The sequence below is a fragment of the Bradyrhizobium sp. USDA 4510 genome (genome assembly GCF_054059095.1).
The window spans coordinates 841,046-864,279 of sequence record NZ_JBSSBT010000001.1 but is presented as its reverse complement, the minus strand read 5'-3'; the positions used below and the strand labels follow the sequence as shown (position 1 = coordinate 864,279).

Here is a 23,234-nt window from a genome sequence, read left to right as displayed (position 1 = left end):
TCATTATTTTTCGGAGCAGACGGCGCTAATAGCCTCCGCAGCCGGCGCAAAGAGCCAGATCTCACAAGATGTGATCAGGCGGTGTCTGCCTGACGAAAATCAAACGATTTGCCGTTGACACAGACTCGATCGTGTCCCTGAGCGTGGTGTAACTGGCGGTGGGACACCGCGTTCGCCGGCAAGAGCCGGACTGGTCAGCTGGCGATAGCCGGGAGGCTGACGGTTGGATCATCGCTCAACGGCGCGATGGTTTCCAGCGTCATGTAACGGGCGCGCTGAAAGGCCCATTCATCATTCTGTTCGAGCAGGATCGCGCCGATGAGGCGGACGATGGCGTCCTCATTGGGGAAGATGCCAACGACCTCGGTCCGGCGCTTGATCTCGCCGTTGAGGCGCTCGATCGGGTTGGTCGAGTGCAGCTTGGTGCGGTGCTGCGGCGGGAACGTCATGTAGGCCAGCACATCAGTCTCGGCCTCGTCGAGGAAGCCGGCGAGCTTGGGCAGCTTGGGGCGGAGCTGATCGGCGACCTTCCGCCATCGCGCGCGTGCCGTCTCGGATCGTCCTGGGCAAACGCAGTGGCGATGAAGGCAGAGACGACACGCCGTCCGCTTTACCGGCATGGGCCAGCGCGTTGCGCATGAAGTGCACGCGGCAACGCTGCCAACTGGCGTTGAGCACCTTGGCGACGGTCGCCTTGATGCCCTCGTGGGCGTCGGAAACGACCAGCTTGACGCCGCGCAGGCCGCGGCGGGCGAGCTTGCGCATGAACGCCGTCCAGAATGTCTCGGCCTCCGAGGGACCAATGTCCATGCCGAGAACCTCGCGCCGGCCATCGCTGTTGACGCCGCCCGCGACGATCACCGCGACCGACACGATGCGCCCCTGCTGGCGCACCTTCACGTAGGTGACGTCGATCCACAGGTAGGGCCAGTCGCCCTCGATCGGGCGAGCGAGGAACGCCTTCACCTTGTCATCGATCTCCGCGCACAGCCGCGAGACCTGGCTCTTGGAGATGCCGCTCATGCCCATCGCCTGCACCAGATCGTCGACGGAGCGGGTCGAGACGCCCTGCACATAGGCTTCCTGCACCACGGCGGTGAGCGCCTTCTCGGCCATCCGGCGCGGCTCCAGAAAGCCGGGGAAGTAGGAGCCTTTGCGCAGCTTGGGAATGCGCAGCTCGACCGTGCCGGCGCGGGTCTCCCAGGTCCGGTCGCGGTAGCCGTTGCGCTGCGCGAGACGCTCGGGGTTCTTCTCGCCGTAGGCGGCCCCGGTCTGGCCTTCTTCCAGCTCCATCAATCGCTGGGCAGCAAAGCCGATCATCTCGCGCAGCAGATCCGCATCAGGGGTCTTCTCCACGAGCGTGCGGAGGTTCATCATCTCATCGGTCATCGGTGGTTCCTCGAATCAGGTTGGTGTCAGCAACCCGACCCTACCGGCGAACTGCCGATGACCACCGCAAAGCCGCCCGCCCGCTACGGCGCCATGGGAGGGCGCGCATGCGGCCGGCTTTGCTCTACCGAGCTACACCATCACGGGGGACACGACCCACAGACTCCGTTCGGATAACGTGCGATCCTGCGAGGATGGCCACCCTAGCCTTTTGAGTCCGCCCATAGCCAAGCTCCTAAGCGATTGAGCGGAGGTGCTTTTGAGACCGTTTGAGATTGCCGAGATTTGAAGCTTGCCGCCCCAAACCTTGCAAACTCGCTTAAGGAGTCCCTTTCGCCGAACCGCGTGTGTTGCATCGGAGGGACGATGCAGCCGAACAAACACAAAGCGACCGAGGTCGAAAGGATTTGTCCCGGACCAGATCGATCAATATAGAGCAACGAACCTGTTCTGCTTGCGAGCAAGATAAAGTGCACTGGACCGGTCGAGAGATCACGCCGATTTACAACGAGAACGGCAGGCCAGGAATCAAGATCCGGTTCATGATCGGGCTGTTGTTGAGCACGTTTCGTGGACCATTCTTCAGGAGGTGTACGAGGCCAGGTTCACGATCCGTACTTCCAGTTCTCCCCGGCGAAGATGCTTTCCAGCAAATTTTCCCGCCCGAGCGCTCAGACCTGAGCTATTGGCGCGCGCGGCTTGGCGACAGGCTTGAGCGTCATTGGTCGAGAGCTTTCGGTGGCGCACCGAACCCGTGCGTTCCGCTGCCAGGACCGGGTGGGAGACGGCAGCACCAACGGCGCGATCGCGCCTTCCTCGCACCACCGAGAGCCATCCCTTGAGCGCCCGGCGCCGTGCCAAACGAGACTCTCTTCGACGAGCGGCATAGCGCTCGACGAGCTGTCCGTGCGGCCCGCCTCTGAGACGCCGGTACAGCCGGCTTCTGCCCAAGTAATCTTCAACTTCCATCTTTCTTTCTCCGCTATCGAAAGCGGAGGCACAGAACGAACTATGCCGAACCGACCGTACGCATCCGGCCAGCACCCCGGCTAGTCGCGCCGGTCTGCCGCGGCGCCTCAGGCAGCGGCCGCTTTGGACTGTTGGGTCGCCTTCCAATTCCACGGGAGCAGGTCGGCGACTCTGTTGACGGGGTGATCTGGAAGCCTGGCCAATACGTCAGCGAGCCAGGCTTGCGGATCAACGTCGTTCATCTTGCAGGTTTATGCCGACTGCCGAACTATGCCGAATGGGCTTGTTTTCCCCGAGATCCACCGTGAGCGGCGTGTAATCGGCTCGGCATAGTTTGTCTTGTACCTCCGCTTTCAACAGCGGAGGTCAGGATATGATTGCGGAAGAGTACTTGGGCAGAGGCCGGCTGTACCGGCGTCTCAGAAGCCGGCTGTACCGGCGTCTCAGAAGCGGGCCGCACGGACGGCTCGTCGAGTGCTACGCCGTTCGTCTCGTCGAAGAGAGGCTCGTTCGGCACGGCGCGTGGCGTTGCCTCAACGTAGTTGGCGGGCTCCTGAGTTGGATCGCAGGCCATCGCTACAAGCTGGTCGATCTCGATGAGCAGGTCGTTGAGCGGTACCTCCGACATCGAGGCGGGAGGCAGTCTATCCAACCCGGTGACCGGGCTGCGCTCAAGCGATGGCTGTCAGTGCTGCGCGAGGAAGGCGCGATCGCGCCGTTGGTGCTGCCGCCTCTCACCCCGCACGAACGGATCTTCAAGGAGTTCGATGCCTACCTGCGATCAGAGCCCGGCTTGGCCCCGAGGTCCATTGTCCGCCATCTCCCGGTTATCCGCAGGTTCCTGCACGAGGTGTGCTCCGGCGGCGCCGCCGCCCTGTGCAAGATCAACCAAGAGGACGTGACCCGCTACATTGAGCGCCACGCCCAGGATTGGAGCCCGGGAACAGGCAAGGCGATGTGCTGGTCGTTGCGCGCCTTTCTCCGTTACCTCCACCATCGGGGGCTGAACGCGCGCCCGTTGGCGGATTGCGTTCCATCGATGCGACGGTGGAAGCTCGCAACTCTGCCGACCTATCTGCCTGCCGCTCAGGTGCGGAAGGCTCTCGACGGTTGCGACCGAGAGACGGTGATGGGACGGCGCGACTACGCCATTCTGTTGTTGCTGGCCAAGCTCGGCCTGCGGGCCGACGAGGTCGCGACGCTCACCCTCGATGATATCGACTGGCGCGCCAGCGAGATACTCGTTCGCGCCAAGGGCCGACAGCGTGCACGGATGCCGATACCGCCAGACGTTGGCGCGGCCATCGTTGCATATCTGCGCAATGGCCGCCCAAAGTCGTCCTGCCGACGGTTGTTCGTCCGCACACTCGCGCCACACGTCGGCTTTGCTTCCGGATGTGCGATCACCATGATCGCCAAGGCCGCTCTCGATCGCGTTGGAATCGAAGGTTGCGCACACCGCGGCGCCCATATCTTCCGACACAGTCTCGCTACCGAGCTTCTCCGATCTGGCGCGACCTTGTCGGAGATCGGACAGTTGCTGCGGCACGAGAACCACGACACCACCCGGATTTACGCGAAGGTCGACATCGATGCGCTGAGAACATTGAGCCTGCCCTGGCCGGGAGGCGTGCAATGACCAATCTGCGCTCCGCACTCGATAAGTACCTGAGCATGCGCAAAGGACTGGGATACAAGTACGAGCACCAGACCCGTCGGCTCGCCGACTTCGTCGCCTTCATGGAGAAGCGCAAAGCCAGGATAATCACGACGAAGCTGGCCATGGAATGGGCAACGCTGCCGCCCGATCGTCATGCATCCTGGGCGCTGCGATTGAGCGACGTGCGCGAGTTCGCGCGCAATGTCGCCAACTTCGATCCGAGAACGGAGGTACCGCCCGTCGGCATGCTACCGGGATGGAAGCGCGCCAAGCCCTATGTCTACAGCGACGCGGAGATCGATGCGTTGCTGACGGCAGCGCTGGCTCTGCCGCCAGCGGACGGGCTACGCCGATGGACCTACCATACCTTGTTCGGGCTGATCGCGGTGACGGGCATGCGTATATCCGAGGCGATGGGCCTGGAGCGTGATACGTCGACCTCGACGCCGGCGTGCTGACGGTCCGGCTGACCAAGTTCGGCAAGTCGCGGCTCGTGCCATTGCATCCGACGACGAGAACCGCGCTGCGCGACTACGCCCGCCGGCGCGATGCGCTGCTCGGATCACGCTGCGGCTCGACCTTCTTCGTTGCCGAACAGGGAGGCCGCTTGCTTCACCAGTACGTTCATCGCGTCTTCTGGCGATTGTCCAGAGAGATCGGGCTGCGGCGCCCAGGTGATCGTACCGGGCCACGCGTGCACGACTTCCGTCATCCCTTCGCCATCCGGACGCTGCTCGACTGGTATCGCGGAAGCAAGAACGTCGAGCAGCAACTCCCAGTACTCTCCACTTACCTCGGCCACGCCTGCGTGCGCGATACTTACTGGTATCTCTCGGCCTGCCCCGAGTTGATGGAAGAAGCGGCGCAGCGTCTCGATCGGCGATGGGAGGTGACGCCATGAAGCCCGCCTGCAATGTCGCCACGTTGATCGAGCGCTTCTTCACCGAGCGCCTCATGCGTCAGCGTGACGTTAGCGTGACGTTAGCGACAACACGATCGCCTCCTACAGGGACACGTTCCGGCTGCTGTTCATGTTCGCACAGGTGCAGCTGCGGAAGCTCCCATCGGCCCTGACGCTCACCGATTTGGACACAACGTTTATCGGCGCGTTCCTCACCGATATCGAGGTAACGCGCGGCGCCAACGCGAAGACGCGTAACCTGCGTCTGACCGCCATCCGATCCTTCTTCAGGTTCGTGTCCTTCGAGGAACCGACACACAGTGCACTGATCCAGCGCGTGCTCGCCATACCGAGCAAGCGCCACGACAAGCGACAGGTGCACTTCCTGACGCGCCCTGAGATCGAGGCGGTTCTCGCCGCGCCCGATCGAACGACGTGGCTTGGCCGCCGCGATCACACCGCTGCTGGTCGCGGCCCAGACGGGCTTACGCCTCTCCGAGCTGACCGGCCTTGACCGGGATGCCGTCCACCTCGGGTCTGGCGCACACGTACGATGCGTCGGTAAAGGGCGGAAGGAGCGGACCACTCCGCTGACCGTACTTCGCTCGGTGCGCGCTCCAGGCATGGCTCAAGGAACCGTTGCGGAAAGGGGCAACAGCGTTGTTCCCCAACGTGCATCGGGGTCGGCTCTGTGCCGACAGCGTCCAGTCACTGCTGGGAAAGCACGTTCGTGTCGCTCACAAGAGTTGCCCGTCTTTGAAGGCCAAGAGCGTGTCGCCGCACGTGCTGAGGCACAGCGCTGCGATGGAACTGCTGCAAGCCGGCGTCGACTGCTCCGTGATCGCGCTGTGGCTCGGTCATGAATCGGTCGAGACGACACAGACGTACCTGCACGCCCATCTCGCCCTCAAGGAAGCTGCCCTGGCGAAGCTCAAGCCGTACCAGCGCGGCAAGCGAACCCGCTTCCAGCCGAACGACCGCCTGCTCGCCTTCCTAGAGGCGCTCTGAACGACCAGACTATGCCGAATGGAATGGGGCTGCCGTGCACGCGATCGACGATGCCACCGTGACAACGACGCGCCATACCGGACCGGCTCGGCATAGTTCGGCGGGCGGCATAAACGGCGAAAATGAACGGCATCGACCCGCAGGCCTGGCTCACCGATATCCTCGCCCGCATCGCCGCCCAGCCGGCTCATCGGGTGGATAAACTTCTGCCCTGGAATTGGGCCCCGGCATCGGCACTGTCCGCTCGAGCGGCATGACCACGCACGTCAACAAGGTCCATCACGTCACCACCATCACCCACGTTGCGAAAGACCTCGGCGAAGACGAAGATTGGCTGTGGGACATCGCCAACGAAATGGAGATCGAGGACGGCGTCATCTGGGTTTATGGCGTCGGAGGAGACGGCGTCCAGGCGTTCACCGATTTTGGAATCGAAAACCTCGTCGAGCTGATTAGATTCGACAAAGAGAACCCTGGACTGCTCAGGCGGTAACTCTGCGGCCTACGCCGAATGGATACTCAACGGTTGCCGGTCTGGCGCAATGGAGACTGCCGCAAACGGACCTCGTCATCCTGCCTCGGCCCGGCCACGCAAGCAAGGACGCCTGTGCGCGCCTGTCGCCGCCAAGCCGTAACCAGATTGCGCTGAACGTCACGTCGTCGAGCAACCTCGACAACACTGGCCCCAGGGCGCCAGACTCTCCTCCACAATCCGAAGCTTCTCGGCAGTGGTCCACCGCCCTCGCCGCTCAGGACCGGACAGAACCGTACCCGCTCGCCACGTTTGCTCAATTGCTTGCGAATTAATGAGCAAATCATGTCACTCTCAAGCACGATCCGGGACGGCGGTCTCCAGCGGGGGGCTTACGAGACATCTTGCTCTACCCCATTGCATTTCATCCCATCCAATTTGGTAGCTGGTCAAGCGAAGTAACGAATGGTTTAGCTCGATTGAAGCAATGCGATCGGAGCTGTCCGCAAGCTTGCGTATAGAACCTCAATTCGATGCAATGTTGCTAAGCCGCTTTTCCTGCGTCGGCTGCGCATGCTTGCAGAAACATTGGAGAACGGAATGCGAAAACTGAATTCTCGCTCTAGTTCTGATCGACAAACGGGCGTTTGGGAAGAGCACTTATGCGACTAATAAAAGCGGCTATGCATCGATGCAGGACGGGGCGGCTGGTTTGGCAGCGGGCCACAGACTTTCCGTTACTTTGAGGGCGCGTAGCTTTGCGGCGTTGCTTTCGTGCGATGCATTTACCGAGGCCTCGAAGATTATCCGGCCGCTTTCGTCGCCTCGAGCGAAGCGCGTCAGGCGCATGGGTTGTTGCGCGCGACGCGAACGCGATTTGCTTGAGATCGCCCGGAACGCACACCGTCAGAGATGTTGCGTGCAAGCATACTCACCTTAACTGTCACGCTTATCAACGTCGTGCGCGATTCCGTTTCTTTGCTTCTGTCCAACTAGCGAGCGGAAGGAAGCTTCTTCTCGCGGATGTTCCGGTGTTAGTGGAGGAACTATGCGTATCTGCGGTATCAAACTAAGTCATGACGGAGCAGTTGCTGTCATCGAAAACGGACGGCTTGTCTTTAGTATCGAGCAGGAGAAACGGGATAACAATCCGCGGTACCAGACCATCGATAATCTCAATGCAGTTGTCGCCGCTCTGGCCGAGCATCGGTTGAATGCGCACAACATTGATCAGTTCGTTGTTGACGGCTGGCTTGGGGAAAACGAGTCGCAGTTCGACGTGCTTAGTGGCACGGCGCCTATCACTCTCAAAGGAGCACCGTATCTTGAACGCCATGCCGAAGGCCTTCTCACGTCGTACGAGGACTGCGGTCTGATGCTAGACGGGACGGCCTTCCCATATAGAAGCTACCCGCACGTCACGGGCCACGTGGCGTCCGCATACTGCACTAGCCCCTTTGCTAAAATTGAACAACCTGCTTTCTGCCTAGTGTGGGACGGCGCCATGTTTCCACGTCTGTATTATGTAAATGGGCACGGCGCACGCTTCCTTGAATGCCTGTTCCCGATCACAGGGCGTGCTTATCGTGTGGCGGGTCTATACTTCGGACCGTATCAGCAGGCGGACCGTACCAAGTGGGACATGGGCCTCGCCGGCAAGCTGATGGCCTACATCGCGCTTGGATCTGTAGATGAAGAAATCGTAGCGGTATTTCGCGAAGCGTCAGAGGAGTGCTTTGCGGCTCAGTTTACTGGTCACTCCACTGGCAACCTCAGCCGCTTCGAATTCGAGCGTACTGCCCTTCACAACTTCTTCGATGCCAGCGCGCTTCTGTTGAATGCCAAACCACCCGCGAATATCCTTGCATCATTTCACGCCTTCCTCGAGCGTTTGTTGGTACGCCAAATGGCGATTGCTTTGCGGCGTCATTCGCTCCTTCCGGCGCGGGCTTTGTGCATAGCCGGCGGCTGCGGCCTCAACATCAAATGGAACAGTGCACTACGTGCCAGCGGCTTGTTCGACACTGTCTGGGTGCCGCCATTTCCGAACGACAGCGGCTCTGCAATCGGCGCCGCTTGCGCGGCAATGGCGGCATATAGAGGCTTCGTACCCTTGGAATGGTCGGTCTATAGTGGGCCGGCCCTCCGACGCAGCCATGTGCCGCCCGAATGGGAGGCTGCGCCGTGCAGTATGCGTGAACTTGTGACCATTCTTGCCGGCGACAAGCCCGTAATTTTCCTTGCCGGCCGCGCAGAGCTCGGACCTCGGGCATTAGGCGGCAGAAGCATTCTCGCAGCCGCGAGTTCGCCGGCAATGAAAGATCATCTCAACGACATCAAACTTCGCGAACACTTCCGGCCAGTGGCGCCGATATGCTTGGAAGATCGGGCGCCCGATATTTTCAACCCTGGAACGCCAGATCCTTACATGCTGTTCGATCATCAAACACGAGCCGAATGGAGAGACAGAATCCCCGCGGTTGTACACCTCGACGGATCTGCACGATTGCAGACCGTCCCCAGAACCTCTCAGCACAAGATCGCCGAGCTTCTCGTCGAGTATGAAAAGCTCACCGGGATTCCGCTCCTATGCAATACGAGTGCCAACCTCCATGGACGCGGATTCTTCCCGGATGCCGCATCCGCCTGCAGATGGGGACGCGTTGATCACGTATGGTGCGATGGCCTGCTCTGGTCCAAGCGCTCGTAACGCAGCGGGCGCCTGCCGAACCCTTTATGGTCTGGGAGAGCGCTTCAGCCAGCTCGGAGGAAGGGCGCAGGCAAAGCGCGACCGCATGTGATCGTCGATATTGCCCCCTGACCGATCTCTGTGCCCGCTAGCGCCATGCTGAGTTACTTCACATTGGCGCGACGTCGTGCTTAGAGATTTCTCGTGCCCGAGCGAACGCCATCGAAAGATACGATCCGATTTTCTTAGTGCGCTTACCGCCACGTCATTGCTGCGCCACCCAATTTGCCATCACACGCTTCGGCCAATGAACTGATTGGCACTTTGTTGATACCATTCCGGCTGCGCAGGTCAGTCGAAAAGGGCATTATCCGCGCAGAAATTAAGCTTTAAAGTGAGCTAAACAGCAATGAACATGGCCATAAGATCGTTAGGATGTAGCCGGGTCCGGCTACTACCAGGTCTATGATCAGCAGGGAGTCACTTTGGGAGCTTTTACGAAAATGGAGCCGTGCGCATCTATTTCGAGGAAACGGGATCTGGCTTTCCATTGCTGCACATCTCCGGTGGAGGACTGAATTCGACCAATCGCGGGTATCTTCAACGCTGGAACCACCGAGCATTGCTTACCCATCAATCCAATCGCCGAGTTCAAGGACGAATACGACTGCATCGCAACCGATCTACTCAACGTCAATGGTATCGACCAGTCCGCTCGAGATTGATCGCATTCGTACACCGACGATCACCTTGGGTTCATGGACCATCTCGGCATCGACACGTTCACGCTTCTTGGCTTCTTTGTCGGCGGCCCCTTCATCTGGAACCTGCTCAAGCGGGCGCCCGACCGCATCGCGGCAGCCGTGTTAGTGCAGTCCCAGCGCTTCGCGACCAGAGATGCGCAATATCCTCTACGACAGCAATATGCAAAGTAAGTCTCCGAGGGAAGACGCCTTGCGACGGGCTGGCCTGATGGTTGAGAACTGTTTGTATGGACACCCATACGATCAGTGCGCTGAATCGACTGAAGTGGTGGAGACAGGCCGGCGGCGGCGTTGGTCTGAGAGAAGTCGCGGATTGTTTTGGAAAGCCTGTCAGAGCCGCGCCTGGTTGCGGCGACAGCGCGGCGATACGGCTTGTCGCGTTCTCTGCTGGTGACTTCGCGAAGAGCCTTCGCGGCGGAGCGGACCAAATCCGAGGCTGGCTTTGTCAGCGCAGTTGTAGCCGGAGGATGGGCTTGTGGCGTCGGTGGCGGCTCCGTCGGGGAGCGCGACAGCACATTCGACGGAGTGTCGGATTGAGATCGAGCTGGCTGGCGGGCGGCGCGTCATTGTCGATGCGGGCGTCGACGTTGAGGTGCTTCGCCGGATCATTGAGGCTGGTTCCTACGGGAGTTCGTTGCTGCGCCGCGATCCGCTGAACGGCATTTGTTCTGCTTCCGCGGGCGCCGAGGCGATTTATTGAAGTTGAATGGCATGATGGCTAGGGAGCGTGCCTGTTTACGAAGAAACTCGAGAGAGGTCGTTTTGTCTGGCCGTCGCTGGCGGACGGCGTGGTGTCGATCTTGCAGGCGCAGATGAGCTATCTGTTTGTCCGGCATAGTCTGGCGCAACCCCAAGAGTCCTGGCGTCCGACCAGCGTGGGCTGAGACTTTGTCATTTGAGTTTGCTGCCGAATGTGATTCCATCTGGCAATGGACTCGAGCGCCGACCTGCCGCCCGATCTTGCCGCCGCGCATGCATTAATCCTGGCCGAGCGCGCGGCGAGGCTGGCGGTGGAAGCCGGGCTTGCTGAAGCGGCAAATGCCCTAGTCTGACTGAGTCACAAAACCGCCGGCCAGAATCAGTGATGGTTGCAGCATGGACCATCAGCCGATGAGGCCGACATGAGCGGGCGTGGCGCCAAGACGAGCGAGAAGCGATTTGCGGCGTATTTGGGAGGGCTTGCGAGTGTTATCGGTCATGCTGATCGGAAGGCGCCGCTGCGCGACTATTGCGTCGGCCTGATGGCCTGTGGCGGTCGCAAGAGCGTGGAGCCGATGGCGGCGGTAACAGCTCCGGAACGGACGGCCGCCCAGCATCAATCGCTGCTGCATTTCGTCGGCAGCGGCGCCTGGTCGGATGAGAAGGTGCTGGGCAAGGTACGCGAGATGGTCCTGCCGGCGATTGAACGCCAGGGCCCCATCGAAGCCTGGATCATCGATGACACCGGATTTCCCAAGCAGGGGCGACATTCGGTTGGAGTTGCACGGCAATATTGCGGCCAGCTCGGCAAGCAGGATAATTGTCAGGTGGCGGTGTCACTATCGATTGCCAACCACCACGCCAGCCTGCCTGTCGCCTATCGCCTTTATCTTCCGAAGGAATGGACTGAGGACCGCGATCGGCGGCGCAAGGTGGGCATTCCTGTCGAAGTCGACTTCCGGACCAAGCCGGAGATCGCGCTGGAGCAGTTGCGGCGGGCCTGTGCGAGCGGCTTCCGCGCGGTGTCGTGCTGATGGACGCGGGCTATGGCAACAACAGCAACCTGCGCACGGAGATCTCGGCACTTGGATTGACCTATGTGGCGGGTCTTCTGTCGAGCACAACGGTATGGGCGCCCGGCACCGGTCCCTTGCCGCCGAAGCCATGGTCGGGCCGCGGCCGTCCACCGAAACTGATGCGCCGCAACCGTCAGCATCAGCCGGCCGCCGTCAAGGCGCTCGCGATTGGCCTGCCGGCCAAAGCTTGGCGCACCATCACGTGGCGGCAAGGAACGAACGAAAAGCTGACCTCGCGCTTTGCACGCGTGCGGGTCCGTGCCGCGCATCGTGATTATTGGCAAACCACCCCGCGATTGGAGGAATGGTTGCTGATTGAATGGCCGAAAGGCGAGGACCAGCCTACCAAATATTGGCTCTCGACATTGCCGGAGGATGTGGCATTCCGAACTCTCGTCGAGACGGCTAAATCGAACGCGACTATCAGGACCTCAAGCAGGAGGTTGGGCTCGGACACTTCGAGGGACGCGGCTGGCGCGGCTTTCATCATCACGCAACGATGTGCATTGCGGCCTACGGATTCCTGATCTCCGAGCGGGAGACGATTCCCCCCTCAGGCGCTCGGCGCGCCCAGCCGATCCCGCTCGCTCGCGTTCCCGCAGATTACAGACCCCGCGGATCTGCCGCTGCGGACCCAACGTCACATTCCAAATTCGATCGCGACGATGCGACGACGGCTCGAACATGGGCTCGTCCGAACGCTGTCGAGATGTCCTTGTTGTGCGATCAAGTTCGACCACTACACAGATCATCGTTTGTGACGCAGTAAGACTATTGCGCTGGACGCGTTCATTGAACCATTGGGTCAGCACTGATTTGGGTTGATGCCCCAGCCACAGCCATGCCATCTGGATCAACGTCGCTCGCAATCTCGGATTGCCTGCTTTCGAGATGCCTTGCTCTCGATCGATGGACCCGCTCTGCCAGGGCGTCGGCGCCAACCCCGCATAAGCGGCAACCTGGCGACGGTTGTCAAAATGTCGGAACAGTCCCTCCGACCATAGGATGGCGGCACACTCGATCCCCTTGAACTGAAGCAGCATCGTGACTGGCGAAGGTGTTGCCGCGGCGGCTTGTACTGCGATGAGCGCGTCGCGTTCGGCCTCGACCGCCTTGATCTGTCCGAGCAGAAGTTCAAGTCGATCCAACTCCCGGCGTATCTGGGCTTGCATATGTGCAGGTAGTGCACGCCCATCACCGGTTCGCAGTTCAGCAAGCCGCTCTCGCCGATCCTGGCGTAGCGGCCCGTAGTTCGTAATCCCTTGCGCGAACAAGAGGCCCTTGATGCGATTGACATGAGCGACGCGCTCAACGATCAGCGCCTTCCGCTCGCGGCAAATCCGCCGCCGATCCTCTTCCTCTGGAGACGGAGGGCGCGCCATGGCGCACACGCGCGGCTCGCCCCGTTTATAAGCCATCAGCGTTCGCAGCAATGCCTCAGCATCAATCCGATCCGTCTTAGCTCGCCTGCTTCGGCGTGATGCCGCAATCGAGGCTGGGTCCACGACGTGGCTTTCGATTCCTTCCTTCTCAAGGACCCGATGAATCCAGAAGCCGTCAAGACCGGCTTCCTGAATGGTGATCATCGGATAGGTGTGCCCGGTCTTGATACGGCTTTTCTCGCCAAGCTTCGAAAACAGCGCGAACAGTCCGGGCACGTCCCCGGCCAGGACAGAATGCTTCGACATCTTCTCACTTCTCCCCGGCGACAACGATGTGATCAACCAGGTTGAGCGACTGAGTTCCAATGACACGAAAATCGCGCCAAGATTGGTGGGGATAACGGTCGGTTGTGAGGATTGTGCGGCTGTATGCATGGTCACCTTCAGGATGATTATTTGGGCAACCGCATTCTGCAAAAATGCCGGCTGCCATCCACCCATGGGATCTATTACCAATACTTCTGCGGCGAGTTGAGCTTCTGCCACCGGCTGCCGTTCGATCGATCGTCGATGACGCGCTGGCGCCAGCGGCTCGGTGAGGAGCAGCTCGTCGCGCTGATCCAGGAAAGTCTGTCAGTGGCGCACAAGACTGGCGCCATCGGTCCCAAGGACCTGGAGCGAGTGGCGGTCGATACCACGGTGCAGCCAAAGGCCGTTGCGCATCCGACCGACGCACGGCTGATGCATCGGGCCATCACCAAGCTCGTCGGGCTCGCCAAGCGCAACCGGTGCGGCTGCGCCAGAGCTATCTGCGCCTATCGAAGCGCGCCGCCATCATGGTCGGCCGCTATACCCACGCTCACCAGTTCAAGCGCGCCCGGCTCCAACTCAAGTTCCTGCGGACGCGGCTTGGCCGGATTATCCGCGACATCCGCCGCAAGATTGATGACGATGTGGCGCTGGAAGCTGGCTTCGGCCCGCTGCTCGATCTGGCGCAGCGGGTGCGCACCCAGGACCAGCATCAGCGCGGTCCCAAGGTCTATGCGTTACATCCGCAGGAGGTCGAGTGCATCGGCAAGGGAAAAGCCCGCGCGCCGTACGAGTTCGGCTGCAAGGTCAGTATCGCCAAGACCGTAACGTCACCGAAGCGCGGACAGTTCGTGCTCCATGCCAAGGCACTGCACGGCAATCCCTTCGACGGGCACACGCTCGGCCCGGTGGTCGCCGACATGGAGAAGCTCACCGGCGTGGAGGCTCGCCGCATCCATGTCGACAAAGGGTACCGCGGCCACAACCACCCGCATCGGTTCAGGGTCTGGATCTCGGGGCAGGTCCGCCGCGTCACGGCTTCCATCCGGCGCGAGATGAAGCGTCGTGCGGCTGTCGAGCCCGTCATCGGCCACGTCAAGGCCGAGCACCGCATGGACCCGCAACTATCTCAAAGGCCGCGTTGGCGACCGCATCAATGCCATCCTCGCTGCGGCCGGCCACAACTTCGGCCTGCTCCTGCGATGGCTCGCAGAACTGTTGCGTGCCATCATCCGGGCGCTCGCCGAAACTGTCCCGGCTCAAAACATCGCCTAAATCATCGGTCGTCCGCGTTCTTCACGGAGGACTTTCTAATGCGCTCAATCTTTGCCGAGCCGGTATCGCATTTTGGAAACCTTCTTTCTGCCGGGCGGAGATGGAGGATTTCGTCAGCGTGGCGCTAACAATCGGTAAAATCCGGCTCAGTCGATAAGCTACGATTCCCTTAGGCGCTTGAAGTCTATGTATGCCCTTGAGCTATCGGCCACCAAGCCCGGGCTTCAAAACGGGGAGAATCATGTCGGAGCAGGCGTTTCGTAAACTTTCGTGCCGACGCGTGAGTCGACGATCGGTCCTCCATTCGTCGGCTGGGCTGTTGAGTGCATCCTTGGTTGCAAAAGCCAGTGCAGCTTTCCGGCAGAAAAAAACTCGCCGGCAACGGCGAAGTGGTCGTTTACAGTCATGGTGGCTCATGTCTGGGGCGTTCTTATTGTCCCCTTCATCTTCCCGCTGACAGCGCTTCTGGTGCACCGATCTTGATGCCGCATTCGTCGTTGGCAAATTAACCGCACATCGGTGACAGCCCTGATTACTTCATCGTGCTGCGTAACACCCAGAGTGTGAGACAACAGAAGGAAATGGAAGTGTCTTTGATCCACCACTCAGAAAACCTTTGGGAATTTCGAGATACTTGTAACGTTTACATTCTGAAAAGTGGCGTAGACTGCCTACTTATTGATGCAGGATCCGGCGCTATCATGCCGCACCTTGCCGCGCTCGGGATCGAGCGAGTCGACTGGATTCTACATACGCATCATCACAGGGATCAGTGCTGGGGCACACCAAGTATTCAAAAATCCGGCGCAAGAATTGCGGTCCCGGAATACGAACGCCACCTGTTCGAAAACGCCGAGGCTTATTGGCAGGTTCGGCGCATCTACGACAACTATAACGATAGCAGTGCGTTTTTTTCGCTTGGGGAAAATCTCTCGGTCGATGCTGTTCTCGAAGACTACGGCACGTTCGTCTGGAAGGACTATTCGTTCCGCATCCTGCCGGCCAAGGGTCATACATACGGTATGGTCTGCCTGATTGTAGAAGTGGATGACAAGAAAGTCGCCTTTACGGGCGATTTGATGACAAGCGGCGGAAAACTTTATCAACTTCACGCTATGGAGTATAGCTATGGCGATCTTCTTGGCGTTGAATTTACGATGCAATCGATCCTCGCCTTGAAAAAGGAGGGCGTTGATACCGCCTATCCATCGCACGGGAGGCCTATTAATGAGGTGAAGGCGGACATTGAAAGGCTTGAATTGAGGCTTGAGACGCTCGCCAACATAGGCCGACTTCGCACATCCGGCCGTGATGTCGGCTTCAAGGATTGGCAGACCATTCGCGAGAGCAGGCTTCGGCCGATCACAGAACATTTGCTGTGGGCAGGACCATACACTTGCTCTAATTTTTACGTTGTGCTGAGTGGAGCCGGCCACGCAATGCTGATTGACTACGGGCTGGCTTCGTTCGGGCATCTCCATCTCGCTCCAGATCACGGCAGCCAGCATGCCCTTCGTTTCGTCGAGCATCATCTCGATCAGTTGCGCGACGATTATGGGGTATGCGAAATCGAGCTTGTCGTTCCCACGCACATTCATGACGACCATATTTGTGGAATACCGTTCCTCCAACGACATTTCGGCACGCAGTGCTGGGCTCTCGATTGTGTCGCCGCAGTCATTTCCGATCCTGCGGCGTGGGCAAGTACGCCGTGCTGCTTTCACAAACCAATCGAAGTGCAACGAGTACTGCGAGACGGCGAGGCATTTCACTGGAGGGGATTCGATTTCGTAATTCATTTCGCGCCAGGTCAAACCGAATATCATGCCTATGTCGTCGGTAACATCGACGGCAAGCGGATCGCTTTTGGGGGCGACAATCTATTTCTCTTCAATCCTCAGGCTGGAGGGATTGAGCGCGAAATCGCCGTCCAGACTACAGTCTTGCGCAATAGCTTTCAGTTGGAGATGCATCGCCTTTGTGCGTCTGTGATACAGACGACGAAGCCAGAGCTCGTGTGCCCTGGGCACGGTGAATTAATTGCCATGGATCAGTCGAGGATCACCGAGTATACGGACTATATCGAACGTAAGGAGGCAGCCTTCCGCGATATCGTAGCTGAACCGGCAAACCATTTCATCGATCTATTCTGGGCTCGAATGCTCCCATATCTCTCAGAAGCGAGCCCGAACAGCCGGGTTACGCATACGATTAGGATTCGTAACAACTTGGAACGCACAGCGGTCTACAGCGCTCGACTCCTGCCTGCATTTGGTTGGGCGTCACTTGCAGAGGCGGAAAGCATTATGCTTCGACAGGGAGAGCAAGGCGAAATTGTCCTAGCGGCGATCGCGCCCTCTCGAGGTGATTTGCGACGAAGAATCATAACCGCTGAGATTTTGATTGACGGTGTGTCGCAGGGGCCTGTCTGTGAAGCCCTAGTCTCAACTTTGCTAGCTTAGCAGCACGCGTCGAAAAGAGTAGGCAGTCGAGGTTCATGCTGCTCCTCTCGACGGTCGTTCGCTGGCTGTAGCTCAGATGGTCTGAGATCAGAAGATCGAAGCGTACAAGAGGGTCGCAAGTTCCACTTTACAGAGGTGACGCTTGTCGAAAGACGTTGAATTCTCGAATTCGAGCAAAGATTTCTGTCCGTTTGAAAAACTCCACATCACAGATGGTCGGCTGTGAAAACATCTACTAGCACTACTTTGGCAGATTGTTGATTTTGTCGCGTTTATAGGATTCCCGAATCAATTTTTCAATGATTCATGAGTGGTCGACTCTTGGAGGGCTGACCATGCCGGGATGGGAAGACGAACTCGAACGCTGGTTGATGCCGTTCTTGGACCGGCTGGGTCATAAGACCCGGCAGCGGATGTGCCCTCTCTATGTCGGTCCTGGCGATCGCAAAAGCGTTCAGCCGATGGCGGAGCGCCTTGCCACGAGCAACTACGATCAGTTGCACCACTTTATTGCGGACGGTGTCTGGAACGCGAGGCCGCTGGAGACAGAGCTGCTCAACCAGGCGGACCGACTTGTCGGCGGTAAGGATGCGGTGCTGGTTATTGATGACACCTCGCTGCCGAAGAAGGGTGAGTGCTCGGTCGGTGTTGCGGCTCAATACGCGTCGGCTCTCGGTAAAACGGCAAATTGCCAAACCCTGGTGTCTTTAACGCTTGCGCGCGGCGAAGTGCCAGTGATGGTCGCGTTACGTCTCTTTCTGCCTGACAGTTGCCGGCCGCATGCGCGAGCAGCTCCTGAACGAGAGCGTGTTCTTCGGTCTCGACCATGCTCGCAGCGCGCCTCTCGAGCGGGTACACCCGCCAGGCACCACTCCGCGCTCTCCTACGAACGACGGCGACCTTCACCGCAACCGCCTACGACGGGCTTTCAGACGGCTCCCCGTCTTCGCCGGTTGCTCAAGCCGCGCCGTACCGCATCACTAGCCGCCAAGGTACTAAGCGCCGCTCGATGCAGGTGCGGTGGCAGGTCAGTCTCGGTCGATATCTCAAATATTCCACACAATTTCTGCGATATTCTGGCCAATTTCTGTGTTTTTGAGCACCGATACTATTTAATTTCGTGGGCAGCGAGTGGCCAAGTTATGCGAGTTGCGGGCTTTATCGATCTGCAGGAAGTAGGCGCGATACCTGAACGGATGCTTTGCAACAACCTGTTCTTCGCGGAAAATCATTCAACGAGGGTGGAATGCTTTCAAAACGCCAGCTTGCAATGGGTACTTTCGCTCTGGCGTTTACTTGCGCTATTGCCTCCGCAAACGCGCAGGACACGAAGACTATTCTTAACGTCGCTACAACCCCGGGTTATGCGCCGCTTGTATTCAAGGATCCAAATACCAGCAAGTTGATAGGTTTCGAGTTCGATCTCTTTGAAGCTGTAGCCGCAAAGATGGGTGCGAAGGTGAATTGGATCGAAGTGCCGTGGCAGCAGATAATGTCTTCTCTCAAGACCAAGCGAGCCGACGTTATTGTGTCTGGACTTCCCGACCTGCCCGTACAACGTGAGATTGTTAGCTTCGTCGACTACTTGAACGACGATACGTATTTTGTTGCGCTGACAGCTAACGCTGATCGCTTTCGGGAAATGGATACACTCTGCGGTAAAACCGTGGCTGTTGCACGCGACCCTGTCGCACTCGCCGCGACTGAGGAATGGAACAAGGAGCATTGCATCAAGGTCGGCAAACCCACCCTCAATATACTTGAGACCACCAGCACGGCCGATTCGCGGGTGCAACTGATTCAAGATCGTGCCGACGTGGCATTCCAGAACGGAACTCAAATCGTATATCAGAATAGGATCGAGGAAAATCGCTATAGAATAGTGAGTAACTCCCTTAGGTTTTATATGCGCGGGTTCGCTTTTCCCAAGAAGGACCCGAAATTGGGCGAGACGATGAAGAGGGCCCTCGCCGGTGTCATCGCGGATGGAACCTACCATGAGCTACTGCACAAGTGGAACCTCCCGGGTTACATGGCAATCACTCAACCCATGATCAATGGTCAGCCCTGAATCAGGTTTGAGCAAGGACTGAGAATTGGAGGAGTTTGCGGCATACGTTTTCGTTCGTGCCAACAACACGTCTTGTCAGCAATTGAGCACGAGTGCCGATGTCAGAATTTGAGCATTGCGTCTCGAGAACGCGAGACAGCCTCTAACGTGTTTCGCGAGACTGTAGCTGGTCAAAGAAGCAGCGGGTTGGGCAGCTTGACGTTCGCGCTTTCGCCGTACCCGCTGCCTCTTTGAGAGCGCTGAATGCGCTGATGGCTCGACCTCGGCCCCCGGCGAGGATCACTACCCGGAGTTCAGGATCGTTCGCGGAAGTCCTCCAAAATCTCCTTGAGCTCAAGATCGGCCTTCCTGTAAAGGGCGTTCATCAGTCGATCGTGACGATTCCGGTTTTCAGTCGGGATTGCAGAGTGGCTGGGCGAAGAGCGCAATCAGGATTTGGCGCAACGAAACCTGAGCCAGCGCGTGAGGGGGTGGAAGATACTATGAAGTGACCGCGATGGGCATGAGACCCTTGAGGCTGGTCATGAGTAATGGAGCCCCCCATGCAAAAGGTAAACGATCTGGCCAGTCTTCCACCGTCCAGGAACAGAACAGCACGCTGATCGCGGTCCTCGAGATGAGCCTCTCGAGCTAGCTTGTCGCTGAGTTGTCCCTGGCCTGGATCGTCATCCGTTGAAGAAGCTTGGCGCAGACCAAGACGCGCCTGCTCCGGGTTGCTGCACTGCTGGCGCGACGAGGCGGCAGAGTTTGGGCATGCGTGACCTGCCACTGAACTTTCATCCAGCAGCGGTTAGAGTCTCGGTTGTTTGTACGCCAAGTGGCGCGGGTGGAGCAACGGACGATCGGCGGAGCTGGTCGGGGTTGCGGAGCCGGTCGTCCGTTGCGGTGAGGTGGGCGGCATAGGCCGCAGGAGTGAGTATTTCAGCGACGAGTGAGGCCGCCGGATATTGTAGTCGGCGACCCAGTTAGCGATTTTGGTGCGGGCATCGTCGAGATCGAAGAACAGAGTCTCGTTGAGCAGTTCATCGCGCATCCGGCCATTGAAGCTCTCGATGAAGCCGTTCTGCATCGGCGTTCCTGGCGCAATGAAGTGCCAGTCGATAACCGTGTCCTTGCTCCAGGCGAGCACGGCGTTGCAGGTGAACTCGGTGCCATGGTCGGACACGATCATTCCTGGCTTGCCACGTCGTGCGACGATCGCCGTCAGTTCGCGGGCCACGCGCCGTCCCGAGATCGACGTATCCGGAATGGCGCCCAGGCATTCCTTGGTGACGTCGTCGACGATGTTGAGGATGCGGAAGCGCCGACCGTTGGCAAACTGGTCGTGGACGAAGTCCAGCGACCAGCGGGCATTGGGCTTGGCCTCCACCAGAATCGGCGTCCGGGTGCCTGCAGCCTTGCGGCGGGCACGCCGCTTGCGGACGGTGAGCCCTTCCTCCCGATAAAGCCGGTAGATCCGGTTGATCCCCGAGGGCTCTCCCTCCCGTCGCAGCAGGACGAACAGCCGGCGGTAGCCAAACCGTCGCCGTTCGTTGGCAAGATCGCGCAGCCGGCCGCGCAGAGCCGCCTCCGGCGGACGGCTTGAGCGGTAGCGGATCATCTTCCGATCCGCGCCGACGATCGAACAGGCCCGCCGTTCCGACAGGCTCATCTCGGCCTGCAGATGCGCGACCGCAGCGCGCTTGGCGGCGGGCCCTACCATTTATTTGAAAGAAGCTCGCGCAGGGCGGCCGCATCGAGCATCTGCTCCGCCAGGAGCTTCTTCAGCTTCGCGTTCTCCTCTTCCAGCGCCTTTAACCGCTTGGCCTCAGAGACATCCATCCCGCCGAATTTGGCCTTCCAGTTGTAGATTGTCGCCTCGGAGATTCCATGCTTGCGCGCCAGGTCGGCTGTCTTTGCCCCAGCCTCATGCTCCTTCAACACCGCGATAATCTGCTCTTGAACCTTGCTCGCCTCATCTGTCCGTCCTTCTTCAGGCTGGACTCTAACTCGATCTGGAGGAAATACGCAGTGGCAGGTCACCGGGACACAAGCTCGACTGGATGTTGAAGGCGCCCAAATACAGCGCGGATGCCCTGATCTTCGATCTTGAGTGCGTGTTTCGGCAATTTCCGGACAGCAATTTCGGTAATTCGCGGACAGCGATTTCAGTAATTCCGGGACAGGGATTCCGCTAAATCGCGGACAGTTGCGGGAGGTTGGTTTTCGGGAGCGCCGTTCAGGCAATGTTCTCTCTCAAGCTGAGTTTGAGAGGGGCAATGCCGAGACGGAAGCAAGCGAAACGAACCACTGTGAAGGACCTACGATCGATCCTGAGGCTGACGTACGAGCAGGACCTGTCGGTTCGGGAGATCTCGGAACGGCTGCAGATCAGCAAGAGTTCGGTTGCCACCTACCTGCTGCGAGCGCGTGAAGCGGGTTTGAGCTGGCCGCTGCCGCCGATTTACGAGAGCGAGGCGGCCTTGCAGCGAGCCTTGTTCCGGCGGGTCGGGCGCCCCCGCAGGACTTGAGCGAGCCTGAGTGGCCACGGGTGGCGCAGGAGCTCAAGCGCAAGGGCGTGACGCTGACGCTGCTGTGGCAGGAATACCGGACGGCGCATCCCGACGGCTATGGTTACACGTGGTTCTGCGAGAAGTTTGACGCCTATCGGCGCCGGGTGAACCCGACCTTCCGTCATCGCCACGCGGCGGGTGCCGTGATGCAGACCGACTATGCCGGTCCGACGGTGGAGGTGATCGATCCGCAAACCGGCGAGATCCGTCAGGCGCAGATATTTGTCGCGGTGCTCGGGGCCTCGTCGCTGACCTTCGCTATGGGGAGCTTCGGTCAGCGACTACCAGATTGTGCCCAATGGCACGACATGATCGGCGAGCCAACCATCGCAGATGCTATCCTCGACCGGATCATCCACAACTCCCACCGTATCGCCCTCGAAGGCGACAGCATGCGAAGGAAAAAAGCCGCGCGCCCCTTGACCGACGTCGAAAACAGCGAAACGAATATCAACTGACTTCAACAACCAGGCAACCAAAAGCCAGCGCCGCCACGCTGTCCGCGATTTAGCGAAACTGCTGTCCGTCAGTTAGCGAAACCGCTGTCCCGTTTTTGCGAAATACGCATCTTGAGGACTCGGTTGCAGCCACCGAAAAACCAGCAGCTCGCAACGCGGTCGCGGAGGCTATCAAGGAGCTGCATACAGGCCCTTTCGGGCGCTTCGTCAGGCTCAGTGGGTGGCGAACAGGCCAGCTGCTAGACGATCTTAATGCGGTTGTAGTCGATGGCTTGGACGGAGTGATGCTGCCCAAGACCGAAGATCCGGAAGATGTCGCAGCACTAGACCTTGTGCTTGGGGAGTTGGAGAGATCACGTGGCCTGCCGGTCGGCCCAATAGAGATTTGTCCGAGTGCCGAAACTGCATTGGCGATGTACAGGTTCTACGACATCTGCATGACATCTCAGCGGATCAAGCGAGCCGGTTGTGCTGGTGGCCCAACCCCAGGCGGAGATGGAGCTCGTGCCCTAGGTTCGCTATTCCGGCATTTATCCGACTAAGGACGGCTACCTCTTCGTGCAAGCCACTACTCCGGCTTTCTGGAAGGGCCTTTGTGAATCTCTCGGCTTCCCCCAGTTGGCGGAGGATCCACGGTACAACCCTCTAAAGAAGCGCACCGCCCTTAAGGACGAGATCAAATCCCTAATCGGAGAGGCTCTGCTGCAGAACACCGCCCTCGAATGGGAACGGCTGATGCTTGGCAACGTCCCTAGCATTGCAGTCCGGTCTATCGAGGACCGACATGTTCGATCATCCCCAAGTCCTGGCACAGGGGCTCGTCGTCGAGCACGAACACCCACGAGTCGGCAAATACCGAAGCATGAGCAAGGCGATCCAGATGGAAGTGGGCGATAGCCCGACCACGCGCGCCCCGATGCTCGGAGAACATACGGACGAGGTGCTGGCACAGTTCGGATTTCGGGATGACGAAATCACTGCGCTACGGGCGAACGGGGCTGCGGGCTCGACTGGTGAAGAAATAGCAGAATGAAGACCTGGACTCTTGGCAATATTCTCATCACTCGATTACTAAGTTCGATTGTTGAGCGGTCGAGC

General features: G+C 59.2%; 16 protein-coding genes and 11 pseudogenes. 22 read left to right on the top strand and 5 right to left on the bottom strand.

Features of this window, described 5'->3' with window-relative positions; genetic code table 11:
- Window positions 1-194: 194 nt before the first annotated feature.
- Window positions 195-1,389: pseudogene (locus ACVMDN_RS03950) on the bottom strand (IS256 family transposase).
- 1,076 nt (window positions 1,390-2,465) lie between these two features.
- Window positions 2,466-2,609, bottom strand: a pseudogene (locus tag ACVMDN_RS03945) (transposase domain-containing protein); the annotation flags it as partial.
- 122 nt (window positions 2,610-2,731) lie between these two features.
- Here ACVMDN_RS03945 and ACVMDN_RS03940 point away from each other — a divergent pair.
- The 7 genes and pseudogenes from ACVMDN_RS03940 to ACVMDN_RS03910 all read left to right on the top strand — a co-directional run bounded on the left by ACVMDN_RS03940 (window position 2,732) and on the right by ACVMDN_RS03910 (window position 6,420).
- On the top strand, window positions 2,732-3,997 hold the full coding sequence (locus tag ACVMDN_RS03940) for a tyrosine-type recombinase/integrase (RefSeq protein ID WP_456835611.1): 1,266 nt from the start codon (window positions 2,732-2,734) through the stop codon (window positions 3,995-3,997).
- A complete protein-coding gene (locus ACVMDN_RS03935; RefSeq protein WP_456835612.1) occupies window positions 3,994-4,476 on the top strand; it encodes a hypothetical protein in 483 nt (160 codons plus the stop codon). The genes ACVMDN_RS03940 and ACVMDN_RS03935 overlap by 4 nt, the downstream gene beginning before the upstream one ends.
- Window positions 4,470-4,919, top strand: a complete 450-nt coding sequence (locus ACVMDN_RS03930; RefSeq protein ID WP_456835613.1) for a tyrosine-type recombinase/integrase — start codon at window positions 4,470-4,472, stop codon at window positions 4,917-4,919. The genes ACVMDN_RS03935 and ACVMDN_RS03930 overlap by 7 nt, the downstream gene beginning before the upstream one ends.
- A gap of 130 nt (window positions 4,920-5,049) precedes the next feature.
- Window positions 5,050-5,433: a hypothetical protein gene (locus ACVMDN_RS03925; protein WP_456835614.1), complete on the top strand. Its 384-nt coding sequence runs from the start codon at window positions 5,050-5,052 to the stop codon at window positions 5,431-5,433.
- A gap of 158 nt (window positions 5,434-5,591) precedes the next feature.
- Window positions 5,592-5,927, top strand: coding sequence for a tyrosine-type recombinase/integrase (locus ACVMDN_RS03920; protein ID WP_456835905.1), 336 nt, complete (start codon window positions 5,592-5,594; stop codon window positions 5,925-5,927).
- 113 nt (window positions 5,928-6,040) lie between these two features.
- Window positions 6,041-6,184: pseudogene (locus tag ACVMDN_RS03915) on the top strand (transposase domain-containing protein); the annotation flags it as partial.
- The gene (locus ACVMDN_RS03910; RefSeq protein WP_456835615.1) at window positions 6,181-6,420 is read left to right on the top strand and encodes a hypothetical protein; all 240 of its coding nucleotides are present in this window, start codon (window positions 6,181-6,183) and stop codon (window positions 6,418-6,420) included. The pseudogene ACVMDN_RS03915 and the gene ACVMDN_RS03910, both read left to right, overlap by 4 nt.
- 26 nt (window positions 6,421-6,446) lie before the next feature.
- Here the strand turns inward: ACVMDN_RS03910 and ACVMDN_RS03905 are convergent, their stop codons facing one another.
- Window positions 6,447-6,746 carry a transposase gene (locus tag ACVMDN_RS03905; RefSeq protein ID WP_456835616.1) on the bottom strand — a complete coding sequence of 100 codons (300 nt, stop codon included), beginning with the start codon at window positions 6,744-6,746 and terminating at the stop codon, window positions 6,447-6,449.
- 701 nt (window positions 6,747-7,447) lie between these two features.
- Between ACVMDN_RS03905 and nodU the strand changes: the two genes are divergently transcribed.
- From nodU to ACVMDN_RS03875, 6 genes and pseudogenes are all read left to right on the top strand, one after another.
- Window positions 7,448-9,109: a nodulation protein NodU gene (gene nodU / locus ACVMDN_RS03900; protein ID WP_456835617.1), complete on the top strand. Its 1,662-nt coding sequence runs from the start codon at window positions 7,448-7,450 to the stop codon at window positions 9,107-9,109.
- Between the two features lie 731 nt (window positions 9,110-9,840).
- Window positions 9,841-10,023 (top strand): annotated as a pseudogene (locus ACVMDN_RS03895) (alpha/beta fold hydrolase); the annotation flags it as partial.
- Window positions 10,024-10,327: 304 nt separating this feature from the next.
- The gene (locus ACVMDN_RS03890; RefSeq protein ID WP_456835618.1) at window positions 10,328-10,552 is read left to right on the top strand and encodes a hypothetical protein; all 225 of its coding nucleotides are present in this window, start codon (window positions 10,328-10,330) and stop codon (window positions 10,550-10,552) included.
- Between the two features lie 31 nt (window positions 10,553-10,583).
- Complete coding sequence (locus ACVMDN_RS03885; protein ID WP_456835906.1) at window positions 10,584-10,736, top strand: hypothetical protein; 153 nt, start codon at window positions 10,584-10,586, stop codon at window positions 10,734-10,736.
- A gap of 45 nt (window positions 10,737-10,781) precedes the next feature.
- Window positions 10,782-10,904, top strand: a complete 123-nt coding sequence (locus ACVMDN_RS03880; RefSeq protein ID WP_456843605.1) for a hypothetical protein — start codon at window positions 10,782-10,784, stop codon at window positions 10,902-10,904.
- 69 nt (window positions 10,905-10,973) lie between these two features.
- Window positions 10,974-12,396 (top strand): annotated as a pseudogene (locus tag ACVMDN_RS03875) (IS701 family transposase).
- A 4-nt stretch (window positions 12,397-12,400) separates the two neighbouring features.
- On the opposite strand, the pseudogene ACVMDN_RS03870 reads toward ACVMDN_RS03875, so the two are convergent.
- Window positions 12,401-13,444: pseudogene (locus ACVMDN_RS03870) on the bottom strand (IS110 family RNA-guided transposase); the annotation flags it as partial.
- A 72-nt stretch (window positions 13,445-13,516) separates the two neighbouring features.
- On the opposite strand from ACVMDN_RS03870, the pseudogene ACVMDN_RS03865 reads away from it, so the two are divergent.
- The 4 genes and pseudogenes from ACVMDN_RS03865 to ACVMDN_RS03850 form a co-directional block, all read left to right on the top strand.
- Window positions 13,517-14,593 (top strand): annotated as a pseudogene (locus tag ACVMDN_RS03865) (IS5 family transposase); the annotation flags it as partial.
- Between the two features lie 587 nt (window positions 14,594-15,180).
- Window positions 15,181-17,055 (top strand): MBL fold metallo-hydrolase, encoded by a 1,875-nt coding sequence (locus ACVMDN_RS03860; protein ID WP_456835619.1) that lies wholly within the window; start codon window positions 15,181-15,183, stop codon window positions 17,053-17,055.
- Between the two features lie 299 nt (window positions 17,056-17,354).
- Window positions 17,355-17,882 (top strand): annotated as a pseudogene (locus tag ACVMDN_RS03855) (transposase); the annotation flags it as partial.
- Window positions 17,883-18,301: 419 nt separating this feature from the next.
- Complete coding sequence (locus tag ACVMDN_RS03850) at window positions 18,302-19,126, top strand: transporter substrate-binding domain-containing protein (protein ID WP_456835620.1); 825 nt, start codon at window positions 18,302-18,304, stop codon at window positions 19,124-19,126.
- 776 nt (window positions 19,127-19,902) lie between these two features.
- Here the strand turns inward: ACVMDN_RS03850 and ACVMDN_RS03845 are convergent.
- Window positions 19,903-21,058, bottom strand: a pseudogene (locus tag ACVMDN_RS03845) (IS3 family transposase).
- Window positions 21,059-21,384: 326 nt separating this feature from the next.
- Between ACVMDN_RS03845 and ACVMDN_RS03840 the strand changes: the two are divergent.
- The 5 genes and pseudogenes from ACVMDN_RS03840 to ACVMDN_RS03820 all read left to right on the top strand — a co-directional run.
- Window positions 21,385-21,968, top strand: a pseudogene (locus ACVMDN_RS03840) (sigma factor-like helix-turn-helix DNA-binding protein); the annotation flags it as partial.
- 15 nt (window positions 21,969-21,983) lie between these two features.
- Window positions 21,984-22,136: pseudogene (locus ACVMDN_RS03835) on the top strand (ATP-binding protein); the annotation flags it as partial.
- A gap of 95 nt (window positions 22,137-22,231) precedes the next feature.
- On the top strand, window positions 22,232-22,678 hold the full coding sequence (locus ACVMDN_RS03830; RefSeq protein WP_456835621.1) for an aldolase/citrate lyase family protein: 447 nt from the start codon (window positions 22,232-22,234) through the stop codon (window positions 22,676-22,678).
- Window positions 22,665-23,033 (top strand): CoA transferase, encoded by a 369-nt coding sequence (locus tag ACVMDN_RS03825; RefSeq protein WP_456835907.1) that lies wholly within the window; start codon window positions 22,665-22,667, stop codon window positions 23,031-23,033. Before ACVMDN_RS03830 ends, ACVMDN_RS03825 begins: the two co-directional genes overlap by 14 nt.
- The gene (locus tag ACVMDN_RS03820) at window positions 22,921-23,169 is read left to right on the top strand and encodes a hypothetical protein (protein ID WP_456835622.1); all 249 of its coding nucleotides are present in this window, start codon (window positions 22,921-22,923) and stop codon (window positions 23,167-23,169) included. Before ACVMDN_RS03825 ends, ACVMDN_RS03820 begins: the two co-directional genes overlap by 113 nt.
- The last annotated feature ends 65 nt before the right edge of the window (window positions 23,170-23,234 follow it).